Raw genomic sequence first — 19,704 nt, 5'->3', positions numbered from 1 at the left:
GTCACCATGCCCATGACCTCCTTGCTGCTGCGCGGCCTGACCCTCGTCCTGCTGTGCGCGTCGTGCCTGTCGCCTACCCTGAGCCAGGCCGCCCCGGCGCCACAGCCCGCGCGCAAGGTCGCGCTCGTCGTAGGCAACAGCAGCTACGATGGCGCCGACCGGCTCATCGCCCCGGCGAACGACGTCAAGCTCATTAGCGATACGCTGCGCCAGCTCGGCTTCGAAACACGCGTGGCGACCGATGTATCGCAGGAAGAATTCAGGACCGCAGTGGCGTGGCTGGCGCAGGCGTCCAAGGGGGCGCAAGTGTCGCTCTTCTACTTCGCGGGTCACGGTTTCGAGTCGGGGGGCGACAACTTCCTCGTGCCGGTGCATGCCGGGGTGCCCATTCGCGCGATGACGCGCCCCATTCTGCTCGAACGCGCCCTTCGGCTGGGCTATGTGCGCAGCAAGGTCATGCCGTCGGCCCCCACGTCGTTCATTGCGGTGATCGACGCCTGCCGCGTTCCCTCGCGCGGCAATGCCGGTCCGGGACTCAAGCCCGAAAAAGTGGGCCAAGGTGAATTGATCGCCTTCTCTACGGCAGATCAGGCGCCTGCTTACGATTCCATGCGTAACTTCGGAAGCTTCGGCAGCGCGGCCGACAACAGTCCATTCGCCTACTACCTGGCGATGAACATGAAGACGCCCGGCGCCACGATCAAGCACACGCTCGACCTCGTGCAGCAGCAGGTGGCGGAGCTCACGGGCGGACAGCAGCGCCCGTGGATTTCGAGCGGCCTGATCGGCGACGTGCCGCTTGGCGCACAGTACCTTGTCGCGTCCAACGTGCCTGCGGGCAAGCCGGCCGATGCGACACGCGGCGGTGCAACACGCGGCACCACCCCCGCCCCCGCCGCTCCGCCGGGCAGCACGGTCTCCGTCCCCCACGTGCCACCGTATCTGGTCGATCAGTTGGCGAAGGTTCGAGAGAACGCGAATGCGCAACCGGCGGCACCGCAGCAAACTCAGGAGACACCGCAGACACAGCGCGCCAACGCCTGGGACGACGCCGAATTACGTATCACGCAGGCCGCGCAGCGCGCCGACCGCAACGACATTGCCTCGCTGCGCAAGCGCGGCAATGACGCGGCAGCACTCACCACGCTCGGCATGATCTACGAGAACGGCTACGGCGTGCCGCGCGACGGCAAATCCGCCGTCAACTTCTACAAGCGCGCGGCGAGCACCGGCTATCCGATTGCGCAGACACTGCTCGGCGAGATCTACTTCGAAGGCAAGCTCGCACAACGTGACTATGCCGAGAGCGAGAAGTGGCTGGCGCGTGCGGCGTCGCAAGACTACACGCGCGCCCGTCTCGATCTTGCGCAAGTGCGTGCAACACGCGGTCAGGGTGGCGCAAACGGCATGCAAAACTGGGCCGATGCCGCATCGATCATGATCGACTCGCTTCGCCGCCAACAGCAACAGACACAGCGGCAATACGGCCATTGAAGCGTCCCATTAGAAACGAATTACAAATGCCATTCGCCATTCGTTTCTATGTTCAGCGTGTTAGCGCTGGGTGCAGGGGTGGTTGCTTGCCATTGAAACCTGCCACGCATCCTTATGTTCTAAGGCTCGTCGCGCGAGCGTTCGTTGAGCCACCTGATGAGCGAAGAAGCCACCCGGCTGCTCACCACGATGGGCGCCGAGGTGCCGTTCAACCCCAGCGGCCTGCCGCTGCCCGATGACGACACCCCCGGAGGCGGCCAAGCTGCGCGGGCGGGAAATGGTGCTAACGGAGAGAGCCGTCAAGCTGATGCCCTCAGTCGAACAACTCATCGAATATGTTAGCTTGTTGGTCAACGAAGAACAGTTCGATCCGAGCACATCGACACACCGCTTTCGCATAGTCACCGCCGACTACGTTTCGGCCCTCATGATCGGTGAGCTCGGCAGGGTTCTTGCAGAACTCGCTCCTGGCATCAGTCTGCATGTCTCACAAGGTACCGGCGCCACTGCTAGGGAAATTCAAATGGGGTTTGTCGACTAGCTAATCGCCCCCCAAGCATTGATCGCGACGGAATTTTCGAACTTGGTCGGTGCCGATTCCGACTTTCAGCAAGAAGTGTGTCTTGAAGATAGGTTGGTCGCCATCGAATCAGCACTCCGCCCGGAGAGTCCGACACCGATCACATTGGATGAGTATCTTGCCCGGCCGCATGCGACGTTCAATCTCTATCACACAAAACTCTGGATGAATTGGGACTCACGCAAAACGACAAATTCATCGTCCCCTATTTCACACTTCTCCCAGAACTAGTCGCCTCGATGAAAGACGCGGTAGCGATCGTTCGTCGTCCCTCGTATGTCAATGCAACAGAAATCTTCCCATCCGATCGTTCCCGCCTCCCATTGATTTTCCGCCGCATAATCTCATCATGCTCTGAGCCCGACACCGCGATCGAAGTCCGGAATTGAGCTGGTTGCGCAGCGTCATACAGCAGGCGGCGCAGCGCATTGTCACGCGGTAGGGTGTCGTCCGGCCTTGCTTCATTTATAGACCCAGAAATTATGGCAATTTCGAGTTGGACGTATCGATCTTTAGTGAGGAAACGCATTCGTTCGTATGTCTCGCGCCGTGCGTTAGCGCCAGCATCAACAGCACCAAATGTGTGCCAAGACAAATGACGATTCTCAGTCGCTCTTGAAAAGTCGACTGATGACAACCGATGGTGGCACGACAGCCTCTCCCGGGAAGATTCACACGTGTTTCAAAGCCTTCTTAAGTCGCGGCCATCCAACCTTGCCGCGAGGCTAAGTTATCCCTAGCCGAAGAACAGTGGATCTTCAATTCGCTCGCTCACACTTCCGAATGATGGTCTGGCAGCAAGACTGGAACGGTTCCAAGCTGGTGAGGTAGGCTACTGGCTGTGGGCCGCATGCATGCTCGCGACCATCAACAGTCACGCCTACTTCTTCCTGTTCGCTCAGCAGCACGCCTCGGAGCGCCGGGCCGAAGCTGCGCCTATCGTCCTGAGTGTGCCACCCCAACGCAGTCTTACCGTCGTTATGCAAGAAAGGGCGGAAGTCTCGGCGCGACTCGCGACGGCTAATGTTCAATCGTGTTCCGGCAAGTGCACTGGGCTGGAGGCACGACGCATTACGCTGGCTGCCAAGCTCGAGGCGTTGAACGCGGAGGCCAGCGACATTCGTCGCGCACAGGACTGGGACGACCGGGCCATGACTCAGCGTGACGTGCTGACGACTGATCCCGTGACTGCACGACTCGCCGCGGTATTTGGCACGACGGGAGCGCGTGTCGACCTGCTGACCGGACTGGCATTTGCCTCAGTCCTAGAAGGCGTCGCGTGCGTGCTCTGGAGCATCGCAATTCAGTGTCGAGTAGCACCGCCAGTCGCGGCAGCAGTCACGCCCTCGGTCATGGAAAGTCACGACTGCGACGACGGTGACTGTGACAGTCACGCCATACCAGACCAGCCCGTCGCGCCGTTGACGATACCGTCACCAACGCCGATGCAGACGCCTGAGGCCATCGATCACGACACAACGCAACTCGTTCGGGACATTGCTGCCGGACGACTACGCCCCACCGTCGCCGACATTCGCCGTCACCTCGGTTGCTCCCAAGCTCGTGCTACCACCCTGCGCCGACAACTGGCAGAAAGGTCCCGAGTCGCCGAACGCAACGTCTCGGCATAGAAGCCAGGGCTTCCCCCTGCGACTATGCCCTCTCTCTTCCCTTACTTTTATCCCCTGTCATGACACATGGACACCACCGATCTCGTCAAAAGCATCAGCATCGCCAACCTCGCCAATCAACGCACCGCCGTCGTCGAACGCATCCACGCCGCACTCGACCTGCTCGGCGAAGCTCAACAGCTCGCCACCGCAGCGCATCTACGATTTCCACGGCTTGTCCTCGACGAGAGTTATGGCTGCCGCGGCCGTCCCAGCGTCACCGGTGACTATGCCAAACGCGACGAAGCCCAAACCGCCATGGTGCGTCTCATCGATGCCCACGGCTGGAACTACCTGCTGACGGAATCCGGTATGCGTACGTTCATGGACGCAAAGGCGCGCGAGCAGTGGAACCGGCAGATCGCAGAGGGCGACGTACCAGAACTCACCGTCGCCAATATCGAATCCACGTTCGCCCAGCTCTACGGCGCACGCGGCGACATGTTCGAGCGCGGCGTGCTCCAGTGCTTTCGCCGACTGTCGTGGGACTATAAATCCAATTCGCCGTTCAGGTTCGGCAAGCGCATCATCGTGCGCTATCTCCTTTCGCAAGGGTGCTCTAGTTATCACGTCACCAACGAACTGGACGATCTAACGCGAGTGTTCAGCGTGCTCGATGGCAAGCCCGAGCCGGATCATCGGCATGGCATATCGTCGCTCATTTCGCACGCCCAGCGTCTACACAAGACGGAGGCTGAGAACGTTTATTTCCAGTTACGTTGGTTCAAGAATGGAAATGGTCATTTGACGTTCCTGCGCGCCGACCTCGTCGACCGAATGAACAAGATTCTCGCTAAGCACTACCCCAACGCGCTCGCCTCCGAAGTGCGCTAGTTACTGCAACAACCATCACATACGGACGCGTTCTGCGTCTGGCATTTCGCCCATTCGTTCCATGCAACGGCGCATCCGATTCGTTCGGAGGCCACCATTCGCCCCTATCTAGGAGGATATTTCGATGAATTCCACTTTACCCATCCGACGCGCACGTCTGCCACTCGGCCGCTTGTTGGCAACGCCTGCCGCGGTCGATGCCATCCAATCGGCCGGGGCCTCGATCTTTGCTTTGGTCAACCGACATGCTTGCGGTGACTGGGGAGAATTACCCGAAGCCGATCGGGAGCAAAACGACCTGTCGGTCGTGGCAGGGCGACGTGTGCTGTCCTGCTACCCGCTTGGCGGCGAACAGACGCTTTGGATCATCACCGAAGCTGATCGGTCGACCACCACCCTCCTGTTGCCCGATGAGTATTGATCATGGTGACTCACAAATTTCACGCGGCCATCCGGCTCGGTCAGCAACCGGTCGTCGCTCAAACCGATAATCCGTGTACCGCGCAGCATCCATCTACTCAGAAATGCCAGTGCTCTGTACTCGCCCGGCTATCTGGCGGATCATTGGTGCCACAAGGGTCACATTCTCTTTTGCCTCGAGGGCGAACTGGAAACCACACTCGAAGACGGACGCAAGTTCGTCCTGACGCCGGGCATGAGCTACCAGGTAGGAGACGAGGCGGAAGCGCATCAGTCGTATACGAAAACAGGCGCAAGGCTATTCATCGTCGATTGAACCTGCGCTTCCTGCGCTTCCTGCGATTCCGGCGATTCCTGCGATTCGCATGATTCGGGCGGTGCGCGTCGTGAGAACGACGTTGCCCGATCTTCCCGCCGACGCTGGAGAGTCTGTCGCTCCGGGCGGCGACAGCGTGGCGACACCGGCCGTGGGTTCGCCGCCCCCTGATCGACCGCCTGCAATCAGAACCGGTAGGTCACCTTCAGGCTTCCCGCCTGCGCTGACGCCCGTGCGGTGTTGACGAGGGCCTCGTACGCGAGCGAGACGTCCAGGTGCCTGGCGAGCGTTACACCGAAGCTGGCGCCGAGCGTCAGATAGCCGCGCGCCAGATGCGTGCCCGGTGCGACGAAGATCGTGCCGTCCTGCGACGCCACGGTAATCGCCCGACCGGCATCGAGCAACTCATGTGCATACGCCGCGCGAACCTGCACGTGCATCGGCCGCAGCGCATCTCCGAACGCCTTGTCGAGCGTCACGCCCACGAACGGCTGAAGGCTGCGGGTATTGTCCGTGCCCACGCGCAGATTCTGCCCGCCCGCATCGCTTTCGTCGAAACCGTTCGCATGAAAATAGGCGTAGCGCAGGCCGGCGCGCGGCGTGACGACCATCCCGGCAATCGACATCGGCGCGCTCACCTGCGCCGCCGCCGTGAACTCCTGTCCGACATGATCCCCTTGCGCGGTTCCAATGCCTGCGAAGGGGCGCTTTTGCGACAGGAAATCGAGCCCGTAGCCTACCGTTGCCGCAACGTCGATCGGCCCCATTTCGCGACTGGCGTACGCGGCCAGCCGTAGCGTGTCGATCGTGCCCGAGTTCGCCGTGCCGGTCTCCGAGAGATCGGCGTGAGAATAGCCGCCAGCCAGCCCGAACGTGTTGCGCTCCACGCGCTTGTGCGCGCCCGCAAGGAAGCCGTAACGGTTCTCCTGAAAACCGGGCTGACCGTCGGAACCCGACAGACGGCCGTGAAGTCCTGTCGCGTTCGCCCAGACCGAAGGGCCGCCAGAGGCTGCGTCGCCGGTAGCCAATCCCGTCTCCACAGTGCGTCGCGTGGCCTGGTCGAGGACCGCCGCCGTCGCCGACTGGGCGTTCATCAGCGAAGCAGTCCCCAAGGCCGTGAAAATGCTGGTGTTCTTCGGCGCGATGACAACGCCGCCGGACGGATCGATGGCCCCGGGGTCCGCTGTACCCGGCGCATTGAGCGCGAGCGTCACGTCGTTCGCGCCGTAGCTCAGGGCGGAACGCAGATTGCCGAGGTCGGCACCGGCGGACAACGCTTCGGTTACCGAAGAGAAGCGTCCGCTCACACCGTTCGCGGCGCTCAGCACGGTGTAGCGCGTCGACCGGTAGGTTCCCGGATCGTACGTGATGGCGAGCACGCCATTCAACGTCGCGCTGCCCGACACCTTGAGCAGCGACGCCGCCGTCGGACTGACCTCGATGGCCAGCGTCGCGCTCGACGCCTGCGTGTAGTTGCCGCCAACACTCAGCGTACCGATGGAACCGCCCGGCGCCACGATCCCGCCGTTGGTCACGCTGCCCAGAATCGTGCCGTGACCGCGCAGTGTGCCCTGCGAACCGACTGCCACGTTGCCGCCCAGTACCGCGCTCTCGTGAGCGGCATCACCGACCTCGAGCGTGCCCGCACCCACGGTGGTCGCCCCGGTGAATCCATTGCTCGCGCCATTGAGCACTAGCATGCCTGCGCCCTGTTTGACGAAGGCGCCGCTGCCGGTGAGTGCGCCGGCATACGTTGTGTTGGTGACCGTATCGAGCGTCAGGGTGCTCGTGCCAATGGCAATGCTTGTGCCTGCCCCTCCGGACAGGCCGGAGAGCGTCTGCGCGCCCGCGCCGGACGCGTCGAACGTCGCACCGCTGCCGACCAGGGAGAGGGTCGTGGCCGACGACAACTGTCCGCCCGCCGCCAGTGCCAGCGTGCCGCCGTTGATCGTGGTCGCGCCGGTGTAGCTGTTGACGCCGGCCAGCGTCTGCGTGCCGCCGTTCAGCGTCAATCCGCCCGTGCCGCCGATCGCGCCGGAGAATACACCCGACGCATTCGTGAGCGTCAGCGTGCGCGCCCCGAGCGCGACCGAGCCAGGCCCGGTCAGGGCCGTCAGCGTGGCGCCATTCGTCGTGGCGGAAATATCGAGCGTGCCATTGTTCGCCACACCGCTCGACGACGCGATGCTCGCGCCACCGCTCAGTGCCAGCACCGCCCCGTTGTTGATCGTGGTGGCACCCGAGTAGGTGTTCACGCCAGTGAGCGTCTGTGTGCCGCCGGCAAGACGTATGCCACCGGTGCCGCCGATGACACCGTCGAAGGTTCCAGCCGCGTTGGTAAGCGATAGCGTCTGGCTGCCGAGCTGCACGGCGCCACCCCCGGAAAGCGCCTGGATCGACGCACCGGCGCTCACGCCCGAAATATCGAACACGCCACCCACGCCGCCCACGCCGACGACGGTGACCCCGGACGAAGCGGCGACACTGCCGCCGCCCGACAGGGCCAGCGTGCCGCTGTTGATCGTGGTGGCGCCGGTGTAAGTGTTGGCCGACGTGAGCGTCAATGTCGTCGAGGCGATCCCCCCGAGCGTCAGCGCGCCCGCGCCGGAGACCACGCCCGACATCGTCAGGCTGTTCGTCGCGGTGGAGAAGATCACATTCGACGCCGCGTCGCTGAGCACGACGGCATTGTTCAACGTCAGCCCCGCGTTTCTGGCGCTGATGGTCGCGCTCGCACCCGCATCGAACAGCAGGTCGCCGAGAATCGCCGAGCCGGTAAGCAGATTCAGGCCGTTGTTCAGGCCGCCGAACTCGATCGCCGCGGCTCGCGGCGCGCCGCCGGTGGAGGCCCCACCGGTGATCAGGCCGGCGTTGGTGATGAAGTCCATGCCGCGCGTGCGCACGCCAACGCCGCCCACCAGACCCGCACCGCCCGAGATCGTCCCGACGTTGGCGACCGAGTTGTGTGTTCCTGCGAGATTGACGCCGATGCCACCGCCGCCAGCCGTGCCACCAGCGAGAGTCGCGCTACCGGCCGCACCTCCGGCACCGCCCGAGATCGTGCCGATGTTGACAATGTTGGCGTATCCCCCAAGCGACAATATCCCATCCCCGCCAGCGCCACCGCCGCCGCTGAAGCCGCCCGAGCCTCCGGTACCGCCATCGCCGCCCGAAATCGTCCCCGAATTGCTGATCGATGCCACGACGCCGGCAGAGATCAACCCGGCCCCGCCACCGCCGCCGCCGCCGCCGTTGCCGACGCCTGCCGAGGCGTTACCGCCCTGCCCACCCGCGCCTCCGGAGATCCCGCCGCCCGACGAGACGGTGATGTTATCGCCGGTGTAATAGAGTCCTGCGGTGCCGCCGTTCCCGCCAGACGCAAAATTGATGCCGTCCGCCCCGGCGCCGCCGGCAGGGCCGAGAAGCGGCACGTTGATCCCCAGGCCGCCGGCGGACTCGGTCTGCGCAGGTGCTCCGCCCGATGACGCGCCGCTGTCGCCGGCCGCCCCGGTGCCGCCGGTACCCTGTGTCGCCCACCCCCCGGGGACCTGCACCGTCACGCTGCTCGAATCAAGCGTACTTGAACCGCCTCCCTGGCCATTGCCGGCGCCGCCCGGGCCGCCGCGCCCCGAGGCACCGTCGCCGCCCGCCGCACCACAGCCGCTGATGTCGCTGACGGTACAAGTCCCGGCGGCCCATAGGGACGGCGCGGTGCCCGCGAGCGCCAGTGCGACCGCCGTACTGGTTGCAGTGCGAACAATTCGTGCCCCCATGGCATGCCGCGTCGGCCGCGACAATGGATGGCGAACGTCGTGCAGCGCGGGCGTCGCGGACGGAGGCTGGGCGGATTTGACACGGCGCGATACGCGCCTGGGTTTGCGTGAGACCACGGATATCCTCTCGTTTTGCGCCGTGCATGGCGACCGGCGACCGAGAAGATTTGGCCTTTCCCCCGCAGTACGGCAGTTCTCGAACACCAGTGCTCTGAGATGCCGTTCGAATTGAAATTGTCGAGCGCTGGGACGACGCGACCGCGTAGACAGGCGCATCGGACACCGAATGTAATACAAAGGAAGGTAATTCGCCACCCTCGCTCGCCCGGGTTCGCCGCCCCCTTGACGGGCGCGAAGGTCACGCCTCCAGATGCGGCTGCATCAGCGCCTCGAACCAGTCGAGAAAGACGGTCAGGCGCCGCGAGCGTTGGCGGCGGTGCGGGTAAAGCAACGAGACCGGCATGGGCGCCGCGCGAGCTTCGGGCATGACCTCGACAAGTTCGCCGGAATCAAGCAGATATTGCACATCGAAACGCGGAATCTGGATCAGCCCCAGGCCCGCGCGACAACATGCGATGTAGTTTTCGGCATTGTTGGTCACCACCTGACTGGGAACGTCGAGGGCACGCGCCACGCCGCCTTCGTCGCGATACTCCCACGGCAACTCGCGCCCGGTTGTCGGCGACGCGTACCCGACGGCGCAATGCCCGGCGAGCAGGTCCTCCGGGCGACGGGGGGTGCCGAATTCCTCGAGATAGCCGGGACTTGCACAGTTGATCAGCGAAATCGCGCCCAGCGCCCGCACGACCAGACTGCTGTCGCGCAACAGGCCCACGCGTACCACACAGTCCACGCCCTCCTGGACCAGATCGACGGCACGATCGCTCGATTGCAGCATCAGGCGCAGGCGCGGATGCCGGCGCAGCAGCGTCGGCAGCGCCGGCGCGATGAGCCGACGCGCGATCCGGCTGGGAACGTCGATCTGCAACCGGCCGGATACCTGGCGCTGGCTGGCGTGAAACAACAGGTCGATTTCCTCGGCGTCGGCCAGCAATCCCCGTACGCGCTCGAGCAGTTGCGTGCCGTCGGCGGTGAGCGTGACCCGCCGAGTGGTTCGATGCAGCACGCGTGTGCCGACCTGCGCCTCCAACTGCGCAATCGCGGCGGACACGGACGCGCGCGGCACCTCCAATGCGTGCGCCGCCTTGATGAAGCTGCCCATCTCCGCCACTTTCACGAAGATCCGGTATCGATCGAATCTATCCATGTCCGCCTTTTATCACGCCCCAATCGATCCGCCCCGGCCCCGAATGAGCGCCGGCACGACGGCCCGTGCCCGAACGTCAGTTCGCGCCGCCGTCGTGTGGGTCCCGCGATCACGGACCGGGCGCGCACTCACTTGGTCGTGTAGCCGCCATTGATGAGGATCGTCTGACCGGTGATCCACCATCCATCGCTCACCAGGTGGCGGATGAACGGCACGACGTCCTCGATGTCGGTCAGTCCTGTCTTGCTGAACGGTGACAACGCGGCCGCCGTCTTGTGATACGCCACGGCATCCTCGCCCTCGGCGGGGTAGAAGAACGGCGTGTCCATCGGCCCCGGTCCCACGGCAGTCACCGAGATGCCGCGCGCACCGAACTCCTTGGCCGCCGCGCGGGTGAAATGCTCCACCGGCGCCTTGGTTCCGGCGTACGACGCATAGAACGGCGTGAATGCGCCGAGCAGCGAGGTCACCAACGTGACGATCTTGCCATGATCGTTTACATGCTTGCCCGCTTCCTTCAGGAAGAAAAAGGCGGCCTTCGCGTTGACCGCGCTCATCTCGTCGTATTCCGCTTCGGTGATCTCGACGAGGGGCTTCTTGAGCACCTTGCCCACCGTGTTGATGGCGATATCCGGCCGTCCGACCGCATCGGTGGCATCGCGAAACAGGGTCTCGACGGCCGACGCCGCACTCAAATCCGCCTGAAACGCCACCGCCCTGGCCCCCAGGGCCTGGACCGCGGCAACCGTCTCCTGTGCCGACGCCGCGCTCGCCGCGCTGTTGTAATGGATCGCAATGGCCCTCGCGCCGTGCCGTGCCAGATCGCGGGCGATCAGCCCGCCTAGATTCTTCGCGCCGCCGGCAATCAATACCACCTTGCCCTGAATTGCGTGGTCTGCCATGAAATGCTCCTTGCTGAAGGGGAGACTCCAATGTAGACACTCGGCGCACTTGCATAAACAACTTGAGTCTGGATGGATCATCCAGAAAATCGTACTAATCCACGCCTACCCCACGCCGGCCGCGATCGGCACACGTTCGGTTACGGCCCAACGTGCCGCTCACTCGCGCGCCTCGTCAAGCGGCAGCGACATGCCGAACTTCACGCGTGACATCACCACCATTGTCTCGAAGTGCCGAATATTCGGATTCTGACGAAAGACGCGCGTCGCAAACGCTTCGTAATGGTCGATGTCGCGCACGGCGATCATCATCGCGAAATCCGCGCGTCCCGTGACGACATAACACTGCATCACTTCCGGCACGGACTGAAGGAACCGCTTGAACTCGTCGAGCAGGTCGAGCCGCTCGCGCTCGACCTGGACCAACACCCACATAATGATAGGCAGCCCCACCTTGTTGGGATCCACGACCGAAATGTCCTTCTGGATGTACTTCTCTTCGCGCAGCCGTCTCACCCGCCTCAGGCAGGCTGGCGGACTCAGATTCACCTCGGCGGCCAGCGCCTGGTTGCTGATCTGGTTATCGACTTGCAGCAGAGAAAGAATACGCAGGTCGTATTCGTCGAGTGGCGTGGCGGGGTTCTGACTCATATTTCGCAAACACCCTAAAAAAAGAAATCCGGTTAAGCAAACATGGTCCGCGCGAATATTGAATTTCGCGACCGGTCCCTAGAATCGTAGCATCGCCACCCGATCGATTCCATGGAGAAAATCATGTTCCCGAAAGCCCTTGCCGCCGCCGCCGCGGCCATGCTTTGCACCCTGAGCGTGCACGCGCAAACGGTGGTGACCATCGGCTATGCCGGCGCACTCACAGGCGCTCAGGCGCACTTCGGCAAGGACAGCGAGCGCGGCATTCGCCTGGCAATGGATGAGATCAATGCCACGCATCCCGTCATCGGCGGCAAGGCAGTACAGTTCGCGCTCGACGCGCAGGACGACGGCGCCGACCCGCGCATCGCCACCACCGTGGCGCAGCGCTTCGCCGACAACCGCGTGAGTGCCGTGATCGGCCATCAGAACTCCGGCACCTCCATCGCCGTGGCGCGTATCTACGCCCAACAGCACATCGCCGAACTCACGCCGTCGGCCACCAACCCAGAGTTCACGCGCCTCGGTTTCGACACCACGTTCCGCATGCTGGCCAACGACGATTACCTCGGGCAGGCCCTCTCGCAATACGTCGCCACGCAGTTGCGTGCGCGGCGCATCGCCGTCATCGACGACCGTACCGCCTACGGACAGGGCATCGCCGAAGTCTTTGCCCGCGAGGCCGAGAAGGCCGGGGCGAAGATCGTGGCGCGCGAGTATTCCACCGACAAGGCATTCGACTTCTCGGCCGTGCTGACCCGCGTCAAACGTGAAAATCCGGACGCCATTTTCTTCGGCGGCATGGATGCCCAGGGCGGGCCGATGCTCAAGCAGATGCGTCAATATTCGATTGCCGCGCCACTGGTCGGCGGCGACGGACTTTGCACCGCTGAAATGATCCGGCTGGCGGGCGCCGCGCTCGACGGCAATCTCTTCTGTGCCGACGGGGGACGCAGCCTCGCCAAGATGCCGGGCGGCGCGGCGTTCGCCGCGAAGTTCCGCCAGAAGTACGGCGAGCCGGTCCAGCTCTATGCCCCCTATGCCTACGACGCCATGACCGCAATTTATCGCGCCGCCGTCGCCGCGCAATCCACGGACCCCGACAAGATCGTGCAAGCGCTACATCACGTTTCGTTCAGCGGTGTCACAGGGCAGATCGCATTTGACGAGCGCGGCGATCTGCGCCAGCCGGCCGCCACCATCTCCACCTACAAGGAAGGCAAGAAAATGGCTTTGACCGAGGTATCGAAATGAGTCTCGACATTCTCCGGGTCGGATCGCCCGGCCTGCGCGAAGTGGCCGCCGAGGTCACGCGTCTGGACGACCCCGTCGTCGTGCGTGAAGCCAACGCGCTGGGCGAGGCGATCCGGGCGTTCCGGGCGGAACACGGTTTCGGACGCGCCATCGCCGCGCCGCAAATCGGCATTCGCAAACGCATGATCGGACTGGCCATGCCGGGATGGCCCGACGTCATCGTCAATCCGCAGATCGTGTGGACCAGCAGCGAACGCATGACGCTCTGGGACGACTGCATGTGCTTTCCGGACATGCTCGTGCGGGTGGCGCGCTTCGCGTCGATCTCCGTGGACTTTCTGGACATGCGCGGCGAGCGGCATCTCCGGCAGGCGCTCGGCCGCCCGGAATCCGAACTGCTGCAACACGAGATCGACCATCTCGACGGCAAGCTCTCGTTCGATCGCGCCGTCGGCGAAAACGCCGTCGTGCACCGCACGGTCTTCGAGGCGCACCGCGCGGCCTTCGCCGCACAAGTCGACTACTTTCCTCAACCTCTGTGAGAGACGTGATGACCCGCCCCGACGTTGGCCGCATCGACGGTCTGACCTACCCCCCGGGCACGGCCTTCATGGCCGGCCAATACCTTCCCATGTCCGAGGCCCGCATCTCCGTGCTCGACTGGGGGTTGCTGCACTCCGACGTGACCTACGACACCGTGCACGTCTGGAATGGCAGGTTCTTCCGGCTGGATTTGCATATCGCGAGATTCCGCCGCTCGCTCGAGAAGTTGCGCTTGCGAGTAGCGTACGACGACGACGCGCTGCGCGACATCCTCATCGAGTGCGTCCGACGCTCAGGGCTGCGCAACGCCTACGTCGAGATGCTGTGCACGCGCGGCCTCTCGCCGACATTCAGCCGCGACCCGCGCGACGCCGCGAACCAGTTCGTCGCGTTCGCCGTGCCCTACGGTTCGGTGGCCAACGCCCGGCAACTCAAGGAAGGGTTGCATCTGCACCTGATCGATACCGTACGTCGGATCCCGCCGGAGTCGGTGGACCCGCAGATCAAGAACTACCACTGGCTCGATCTGGTCACCGCCCAATTCCAGGGGTTCGACGCCGGGGCGGAGACCGTCGTCATCAAGGACATGGACGGCAACGTTGCCGAAGGCCCGGGCTTCAACATCTTCGCAGTCAAGGAAGGCGCCCTGTACACGCCCGAGCGCGGTGTGCTGCATGGCATCACCCGCCGTACGGTGTTCGACATTGCCGAACGACTCGGCATCGAAGTGCACGCGGGCAACGTGAGCGAAGCACAACTGCGTCACGCCGACGAGATCTTCATCACGTCGACGGCAGGCGGCATCATGCCGGTCACGCGCCTGAACGACGTCGTCGTCGGCAATGGCATGCCGGGCGAGCTGACCCGGACGATCTTTCGCACCTACTGGGATTGGCACGACGATCCGGCCTGGACGCTGGCGGTCGACTACGACGGGGCGGATCGTGTTCGCTGAAGCGCTGCGCTCCCGTCTCGAAGCCCGGCGGCAAGCGCTCGTCGAGCGGCACGCCCTCAAGCGCGAGATCGCGATCGGCTCGCCGCAGGGCGGCCGCATCACCGCGCACACGAGCGCCGCCGAGGCGCCACGCGGGTATCTCAATCTGTGCGCCAACAATTACCTCGGGTTGGCTGGCGACGCCCGCATCGTCGAGGCGGCGACGGAAGCCATTTCGCGCTTCGGCCTGGGCATGGCCTCGGTTCGCTTCATCAGCGGCACGCATGCGCTGCATTGGGAACTGGAGCAACGGCTGGCCGACTTTCTCGGCACCGAGGCATGCGCGCTGTTCCCTTCGGCTTTCGACGCCAACGGCGCGCTCTTCGAGGCGCTGTTGAGCGATGAGGACGCCGTGTTCTCCGACGCGCTCAATCATGCGAGCATCATCGACGGCATACGCCTGAGCCGGGCCGCCCGCTTTCGTTACGCGCATCGCGATGTCGACAGCGCCGCGCGGGCCTTCGACGAAGCGAACGACGCCCGCGCACGTCTGCTGGTGAGCGACGGCGTGTTCTCCATGGATGGCACGCAGGCACCGCTCCAGGCCCTGGCCGCGCTGTGTCGAGAGCGCCAGGCACTCTTCGTCGTGGATGACTCGCATGGCATTGGGGTCATCGGCGAGACGGGGCGCGGAACCGCCCAGGCGCAGGCGCAGTCCGCCGCGGTCGACGTTTTCGTCGGCACGCTCGGCAAGGCACTGGGTGGCGCGGCAGGCGGATTCGTGGCGGGGCCGCAGGCCGTGGTCGATACGCTGCGCCAGTTCGGACGCCCCTATCTGTTCTCCAATGCCCTGATGCCCGCGATCGCCGCCGCCGCGCTTCGCGCCCTGGACCTGATCGAACAAGGTCAGATCGACTTCGCGCGCCTGCGAGCGATGAGCATCTATTTGCGCGAGCGCCTGACAGCGGCAGGCTTCGATGTCATCCCTGGCGACCATCCGATCGTGCCGGTCCGCTTCGGAACGTCGGCACGTGCTCAGGCCGCCGCGTCGGCGCTCGCGCAGCACGGCATTCTGGCGCAAGCGTTCTCGTACCCGGTCGTTCCCGAGGGGCAGGCCCGTTTGCGGCTGCAGGCGTCACTCGCGCTGTCCGACGACGACCTCGACCGGGTCGTGGAAGCATTCCGCTCGATGCGCCACTAGCACCGCGGAAGCGTTCGCGCACCAGCGGCCACAAGGCCGGCCGCATTCCCCCTCCCGTCGTCGCCAGCGCCGGTCCGAGCCTCGGACGCGGCCTGTCCCTTCACGGGCGTACTTCCCTGTCCACTCATCAGGTTGCCTCATGAACTCGAACCCTTCGCAAGCGCATGACAACTGGCCACACGCCGCCGCGCCGGCCGACACCCATCTTCCTGCCGCCGTCACCGACATCCCGGGTAGCGCCGCCGATAGGCCATGTCCGACAGGCACCCGCCGCACGACACAGACACAGGCCAGACGCGCAGTCGTGGCCGCCTCGCTCGGCAACATCCTCGAGTGGTACGACTTTGTGCTCTACGCCTACTTCTCGCCACAAATCGCCCATCACTTTTTCCCGGCGGCCAGCGAATCGACGTCATTTCTCGTCGCGATCGCCACGTTCGGCGTGGGTTTCGTCGCGCGCCCGGTGGGTGCCGCCGTTCTCGGGGCGTACGGCGACCGTGCGGGACGCAAGGCCGCCCTGCTGGTCGTGATCCTGCTCATGGCGATCGGCACGGCGATGATCGGCCTCACGCCCGCGTTCGACACGGCGGGCGTGTATGCCTCGATATCGATCGTGATCGCGCGCGTATTGCAGGGCTTCGCGTCCGGCGGCGAATGGGGCGGCGCCACGAGCTTCATCGTCGAATACGCACCTGCGCACCGTCGCGGCCTGTACGGCAGTTGGCAGCAGGCCAGCCTTGCCGTCGCGCTGCTGCTGGGCTCGCTCACCGCTGGCGTCATGACCTGGTTCATGTCGACACAGGCCCTGAATGACTGGGGATGGCGCGTGCCGTTCGTGCTGGGCGCGGTCGTCATCGGCACCTTCGGCTTCTGGCTGCGGCGCAACGTCGACGAGCCGCCGCGCGGCGGCGCGCAAGCCGGGACGTCTCCGTCATCGCCCATTCGCACCGCACTGCGCGAGCAGCGCCGCGCCCTTGGCATCGGCAGCCTCTTCACGATCGGCTGGACCGTCACCAACTATCTCTACCTGTTGTACATGCCCATCTACCTGACGCGCACGCTGGGACTGCCCGCGAGCGAGGCGCTGGCCGCCGTGAGCCTGCAGATCGCCTGCTTCATGGTCCTGTCACCGGTGATGGGGCGACTATCCGATCGGTGGGGCCGTCGTCCGCTCATGAGCGCCGGCGCACTGTGCGTTCTCGTCGGCACATACCCGCTGTTCGCCTTCATGTCGGCCCATCCGCACACGCTGCCGGTGCTCGGTGCGCTGTGCCTGCTCGCCACCTTCATGGCGATGATGACGGGACCCGCCCCGGCCTGGCAGGTCGAGTTGTATCCGGCCGCGGTGCGCACCACCTCCATCTCGCTGAGTTACAACATTTCCGTCACGATCTTCGGCGGCTTCGCCCCGTTCGTCGCGACATGGCTCATCGGGACCACGGGCAATGTGCTCTCGCTCACCTGGTACATCGCCGCCGGGGCGCTCGCAAGCCTCGTCGCATCGCGGCTCTCGCGCGAGACGGCGCACTCGGCATTGATCTGACGCCCGCGACAGGAACTCCCCCCATGGCATCGTCCAAACCCATCCCCCCGTCCACCGACAACGACAACGACACCGTCACCGCCTCACGTCGCGACGACCCCGGGCAACCGGCGTCGAGCGCCGCCATCGAATGGATCTCGCGCCTGATCGCGATCGATACGACAAGCCGCCAGTCCAATCTCGGCCTGATCGAAGCGGTTCGCGACGACCTCCGATCCCACGGGGTGCATGCCTGGCTCGACTACGACGCGAGCGGCGCCAAGGCCAACCTCTTCGCCACCCTGCCGGCGAGCGACGGCCGCACGCAAGGCGGCATCGTGCTGTCCGGGCATACCGACGTGGTGCCGGTCGACGGCCAGGACTGGCACAGCCCGCCGTTCGCGCCGACGGTGCGAAACGGTCGCCTTTACGGGCGCGGGGCGTGCGACATGAAGGGCTTCATCGGCACCGTCATGAGTCGGGTGCCGGCGTGGTGCGCAACGCCACCCGGGGTGCCGGTCCATCTCGCCTTCTCGTACGACGAGGAGGTCGGGTGCCTCGGCGTCTCGCCCATGCTCGCCGCCATGGCGCGCCGCAATATCCGGCCGCAGGGCTGCGTGGTGGGCGAGCCGACCGGCATGCGCGTGATCGTCGCGCACAAGGGCATCAATATCTACCGTTGCTGCGTTCACGGGCATGCGGCGCACTCCTCGCTCACGCCGCGCGGGGTCAATGCCATCGAGTATGCGGCGCGCCTGATTTGCCACATTCGCGATGTTGCGGACGCCTTTGCGGCCAACGGCCCCTACGACGACGGTTTCGACGTCCCGTTCAGCACGGCGCAGACCGGCACGATCTCAGGGGGGATCGCCCTGAACACGATTCCCGCCGCGTGCGAATTTGTCTTCGAATACCGGAATCTGCCCGGTGTCGACGCCGACGCCGTGTTCGCCCGGATCGAGGCGTTCGCCGCGCAGACCCTCATTCCGGAGATGGCACGGGTGCATCCGAACGCCACCATCCGGTTCACGAAGATCGCCGCCCCGCCGTCGATGAAGGCGCCCGCGTCGGCGCCCTTCGTGCAGTTGATGCACGCCCTCACGCGCGACACCGCCGCCCGCAAGGTCTCCTACGGCACGGAGGCCGGCTTCTTCCAGCGCGCCGGCATCCCGACGGTGGTCTGCGGACCCGGCAGCATCGAACAGGCCCATCAGCCCGACGAATTCGTGGCGCTGGCCGAGATCGCCCGATGCGAACGGTTTCTGTCGAAGCTCATCGCGCCTTCCACCAGAGCCTCAACTCTTATATAAGACATAAGACATTTGACCGCACCTGGCATAGGGACTAAAATCTCGGGCAAAAGCAGTATTGGAAAAAGCCTTGGAGGTCTGACACCCTCCCCCGAAACGCACCACCAGCAGGTCTTCTCATGCTCGAAAACTATCGTGCTCACGTGGCCGCCCGCGCCGCGCTTGGTATTCCCCGTTGCCGCTGACGGCGCAGCAGACCGCTGAACTGGTCGAGCTGCTGACCAATCCGCCTGCCGGCGAAGCGCAAACGCTGCTTGATCTCATCACCCATCGCGTGCCCGCCGGCGTGGACGAAGCCGCCCGCGTGAAGGCCGGTTTCCTGGCCGCCGTGGCCAAGGGCGAAACCGCATGCTCGCTCATCTCGCGCGCCCGCGCCACTGAACTGCTCGGCACCATGCTGGGCGGCTACAACATCCAGCCGCTGATCGAACTGCTGTCCGATGCCGAAGTCGGCACGGTCGCGGCCGACGCGCTGAAGAACACCCTGCTGATGTTCGATCAGTTCCATGACGTGAAGGAGCTGGCCGACAAGGGCAATGCCAACGCCCGCGCCGTGCTGCAAAGCTGGGCCGACGCCGAGTGGTTCACGAGCCGCCCGGAAGTGCCGCAAAGCCTGACCATCACCGTGTTCAAGGTGCCGGGCGAAACCAACACCGACGACCTCTCGCCGGCCCCGGACGCCACGACCCGCCCGGACATCCCGCTGCACGCGCTCGCCATGCTCAAGAACGCGCGTCCGGGCATCACCCCGGAAGAAGACGGCAAGCGCGGCCCGGTCAAGTTCATCGAATCGCTCAAGGAAAAGGGCCATCTCGTCGCCTATGTGGGTGATGTGGTGGGCACGGGTTCCTCGCGCAAGTCCGCCACCAACTCGGTGCTGTGGTTCACGGGCCAGGACATCCCGTTCATTCCGAACAAGCGCTTTGGCGGCGTGTGCCTGGGCAGCAAGATCGCTCCGATCTTCTACAACACCATGGAAGACGCCGGCGCGCTGCCGATCGAGCTCGACGTGTCGCAGATGGAAATGGGTGGA

The 19,704-nt window shown here is 64.6% G+C and carries 16 protein-coding genes and 2 pseudogenes; 14 read left to right on the top strand and 4 right to left on the bottom strand.

What is annotated here, in order from left to right; translation table 11 throughout:
* Positions 1–6: 6 nt before the first annotated feature.
* From PNO31109_RS14060 to PNO31109_RS14030, 7 genes and pseudogenes are all read left to right on the top strand, one after another.
* Positions 7–1,494, top strand: a complete 1,488-nt coding sequence (locus tag PNO31109_RS14060) for a caspase family protein (protein ID WP_145864669.1) — start codon at positions 7–9, stop codon at positions 1,492–1,494.
* A gap of 123 nt (positions 1,495–1,617) precedes the next feature.
* A pseudogene (locus tag PNO31109_RS22180) lies at positions 1,618–1,734 on the top strand (arsenical resistance protein ArsH); the annotation flags it as partial.
* Positions 1,730–2,035, top strand: a complete 306-nt coding sequence (locus PNO31109_RS22405; RefSeq protein WP_145864670.1) for a LysR family transcriptional regulator — start codon at positions 1,730–1,732, stop codon at positions 2,033–2,035. The pseudogene PNO31109_RS22180 and the gene PNO31109_RS22405, both read left to right, overlap by 5 nt.
* An 893-nt stretch (positions 2,036–2,928) precedes the next feature.
* Positions 2,929–3,705: a hypothetical protein gene (locus PNO31109_RS14045; protein WP_150556100.1), complete on the top strand. Its 777-nt coding sequence runs from the start codon at positions 2,929–2,931 to the stop codon at positions 3,703–3,705.
* 66 nt (positions 3,706–3,771) lie between these two features.
* Positions 3,772–4,578 (top strand): DUF4942 domain-containing protein, encoded by an 807-nt coding sequence (locus PNO31109_RS14040; protein WP_150556099.1) that lies wholly within the window; start codon positions 3,772–3,774, stop codon positions 4,576–4,578.
* 124 nt (positions 4,579–4,702) lie between these two features.
* Positions 4,703–4,999: a hypothetical protein gene (locus tag PNO31109_RS14035; protein WP_150556098.1), complete on the top strand. Its 297-nt coding sequence runs from the start codon at positions 4,703–4,705 to the stop codon at positions 4,997–4,999.
* Positions 5,000–5,065: 66 nt separating this feature from the next.
* Positions 5,066–5,314, top strand: a complete 249-nt coding sequence (locus tag PNO31109_RS14030; protein ID WP_174966398.1) for a DHCW motif cupin fold protein — start codon at positions 5,066–5,068, stop codon at positions 5,312–5,314.
* Between the two features lie 185 nt (positions 5,315–5,499).
* Here PNO31109_RS14030 and PNO31109_RS22175 read toward each other — a convergent pair whose 3' ends face one another.
* The 4 genes from PNO31109_RS22175 to PNO31109_RS14010 form a co-directional block, all read right to left on the bottom strand.
* A complete protein-coding gene (locus tag PNO31109_RS22175) occupies positions 5,500–9,087 on the bottom strand; it encodes an autotransporter outer membrane beta-barrel domain-containing protein (RefSeq protein WP_280525226.1) in 3,588 nt (1,195 codons plus the stop codon).
* Positions 9,088–9,445: 358 nt separating this feature from the next.
* The gene (locus tag PNO31109_RS14020) at positions 9,446–10,354 is read right to left on the bottom strand and encodes a LysR family transcriptional regulator (protein ID WP_150556096.1); all 909 of its coding nucleotides are present in this window, start codon (positions 10,352–10,354) and stop codon (positions 9,446–9,448) included.
* Between the two features lie 128 nt (positions 10,355–10,482).
* A complete protein-coding gene (locus PNO31109_RS14015; RefSeq protein WP_150556095.1) occupies positions 10,483–11,256 on the bottom strand; it encodes an SDR family oxidoreductase in 774 nt (257 codons plus the stop codon).
* A 159-nt stretch (positions 11,257–11,415) separates the two neighbouring features.
* Entirely contained in the window at positions 11,416–11,907 is a 492-nt protein-coding gene (locus tag PNO31109_RS14010) for an Lrp/AsnC family transcriptional regulator (RefSeq protein WP_150556094.1), read from the bottom strand.
* Positions 11,908–12,030: 123 nt separating this feature from the next.
* Between PNO31109_RS14010 and PNO31109_RS14005 the strand changes: the two genes are divergently transcribed.
* The 7 genes and pseudogenes from PNO31109_RS14005 to PNO31109_RS13975 all read left to right on the top strand — a co-directional run.
* A complete protein-coding gene (locus tag PNO31109_RS14005; RefSeq protein WP_217433185.1) occupies positions 12,031–13,161 on the top strand; it encodes a branched-chain amino acid ABC transporter substrate-binding protein in 1,131 nt (376 codons plus the stop codon).
* A complete protein-coding gene (locus tag PNO31109_RS22170) occupies positions 13,158–13,703 on the top strand; it encodes a peptide deformylase (protein ID WP_028730914.1) in 546 nt (181 codons plus the stop codon). The genes PNO31109_RS14005 and PNO31109_RS22170 overlap by 4 nt, the downstream gene beginning before the upstream one ends.
* 8 nt (positions 13,704–13,711) lie before the next feature.
* On the top strand, positions 13,712–14,659 hold the full coding sequence (locus PNO31109_RS22165) for an aminotransferase class IV (protein WP_150556092.1): 948 nt from the start codon (positions 13,712–13,714) through the stop codon (positions 14,657–14,659).
* Positions 14,649–15,839 carry a glycine C-acetyltransferase gene (locus PNO31109_RS13990; protein WP_174966389.1) on the top strand — a complete coding sequence of 397 codons (1,191 nt, stop codon included), beginning with the start codon at positions 14,649–14,651 and terminating at the stop codon, positions 15,837–15,839. The genes PNO31109_RS22165 and PNO31109_RS13990 overlap by 11 nt, the downstream gene beginning before the upstream one ends.
* A gap of 139 nt (positions 15,840–15,978) precedes the next feature.
* A complete protein-coding gene (locus PNO31109_RS13985; protein WP_150556090.1) occupies positions 15,979–17,382 on the top strand; it encodes an MFS transporter in 1,404 nt (467 codons plus the stop codon).
* 23 nt (positions 17,383–17,405) lie between these two features.
* Entirely contained in the window at positions 17,406–18,671 is a 1,266-nt protein-coding gene (argE, locus tag PNO31109_RS13980) for an acetylornithine deacetylase (protein ID WP_150556089.1), read from the top strand.
* Between the two features lie 119 nt (positions 18,672–18,790).
* Positions 18,791–19,701, top strand: a pseudogene (locus tag PNO31109_RS13975) (aconitate B); the annotation flags it as partial.
* Positions 19,702–19,704 lie beyond the last annotated feature (3 nt).

The organism is Pandoraea nosoerga (assembly GCF_902459585.1).
Taxonomy (GTDB): Bacteria; Pseudomonadota; Gammaproteobacteria; order Burkholderiales; family Burkholderiaceae; genus Pandoraea; species Pandoraea nosoerga.
This window is presented reverse-complemented; position numbering and strand designations above follow the sequence as displayed.

What these genes read in the sequence shown, in the direction of transcription:
- PNO31109_RS14010 (WP_150556094.1), bottom strand. Translation starts at nt 11,907, where the DNA reads ATGAGTCAGAACCCCGCCACGCCACTCGACGAATACGACCTGCGTATT.
- PNO31109_RS14005 (WP_217433185.1), top strand. Translation starts at nt 12,031, where the DNA reads ATGTTCCCGAAAGCCCTTGCCGCCGCCGCCGCGGCCATGCTTTGCACC.
- PNO31109_RS14035 (WP_150556098.1), top strand. Translation starts at nt 4,703, where the DNA reads ATGAATTCCACTTTACCCATCCGACGCGCACGTCTGCCACTCGGCCGC.
- PNO31109_RS14020 (WP_150556096.1), bottom strand. Translation starts at nt 10,354, where the DNA reads ATGGATAGATTCGATCGATACCGGATCTTCGTGAAAGTGGCGGAGATG.
- PNO31109_RS14045 (WP_150556100.1), top strand. Translation starts at nt 2,929, where the DNA reads ATGCTCGCGACCATCAACAGTCACGCCTACTTCTTCCTGTTCGCTCAG.
- PNO31109_RS22165 (WP_150556092.1), top strand. Translation starts at nt 13,712, where the DNA reads ATGACCCGCCCCGACGTTGGCCGCATCGACGGTCTGACCTACCCCCCG.
- PNO31109_RS14015 (WP_150556095.1), bottom strand. Translation starts at nt 11,256, where the DNA reads ATGGCAGACCACGCAATTCAGGGCAAGGTGGTATTGATTGCCGGCGGC.
- argE (WP_150556089.1), top strand. Translation starts at nt 17,406, where the DNA reads ATGGCATCGTCCAAACCCATCCCCCCGTCCACCGACAACGACAACGAC.
- PNO31109_RS22170 (WP_028730914.1), top strand. Translation starts at nt 13,158, where the DNA reads ATGAGTCTCGACATTCTCCGGGTCGGATCGCCCGGCCTGCGCGAAGTG.
- PNO31109_RS14040 (WP_150556099.1), top strand. Translation starts at nt 3,772, where the DNA reads ATGGACACCACCGATCTCGTCAAAAGCATCAGCATCGCCAACCTCGCC.
- PNO31109_RS22405 (WP_145864670.1), top strand. Translation starts at nt 1,730, where the DNA reads ATGACGACACCCCCGGAGGCGGCCAAGCTGCGCGGGCGGGAAATGGTG.
- PNO31109_RS13985 (WP_150556090.1), top strand. Translation starts at nt 15,979, where the DNA reads ATGAACTCGAACCCTTCGCAAGCGCATGACAACTGGCCACACGCCGCC.
- PNO31109_RS22175 (WP_280525226.1), bottom strand. Translation starts at nt 9,087, where the DNA reads ATGGGGGCACGAATTGTTCGCACTGCAACCAGTACGGCGGTCGCACTG.
- PNO31109_RS14060 (WP_145864669.1), top strand. Translation starts at nt 7, where the DNA reads ATGCCCATGACCTCCTTGCTGCTGCGCGGCCTGACCCTCGTCCTGCTG.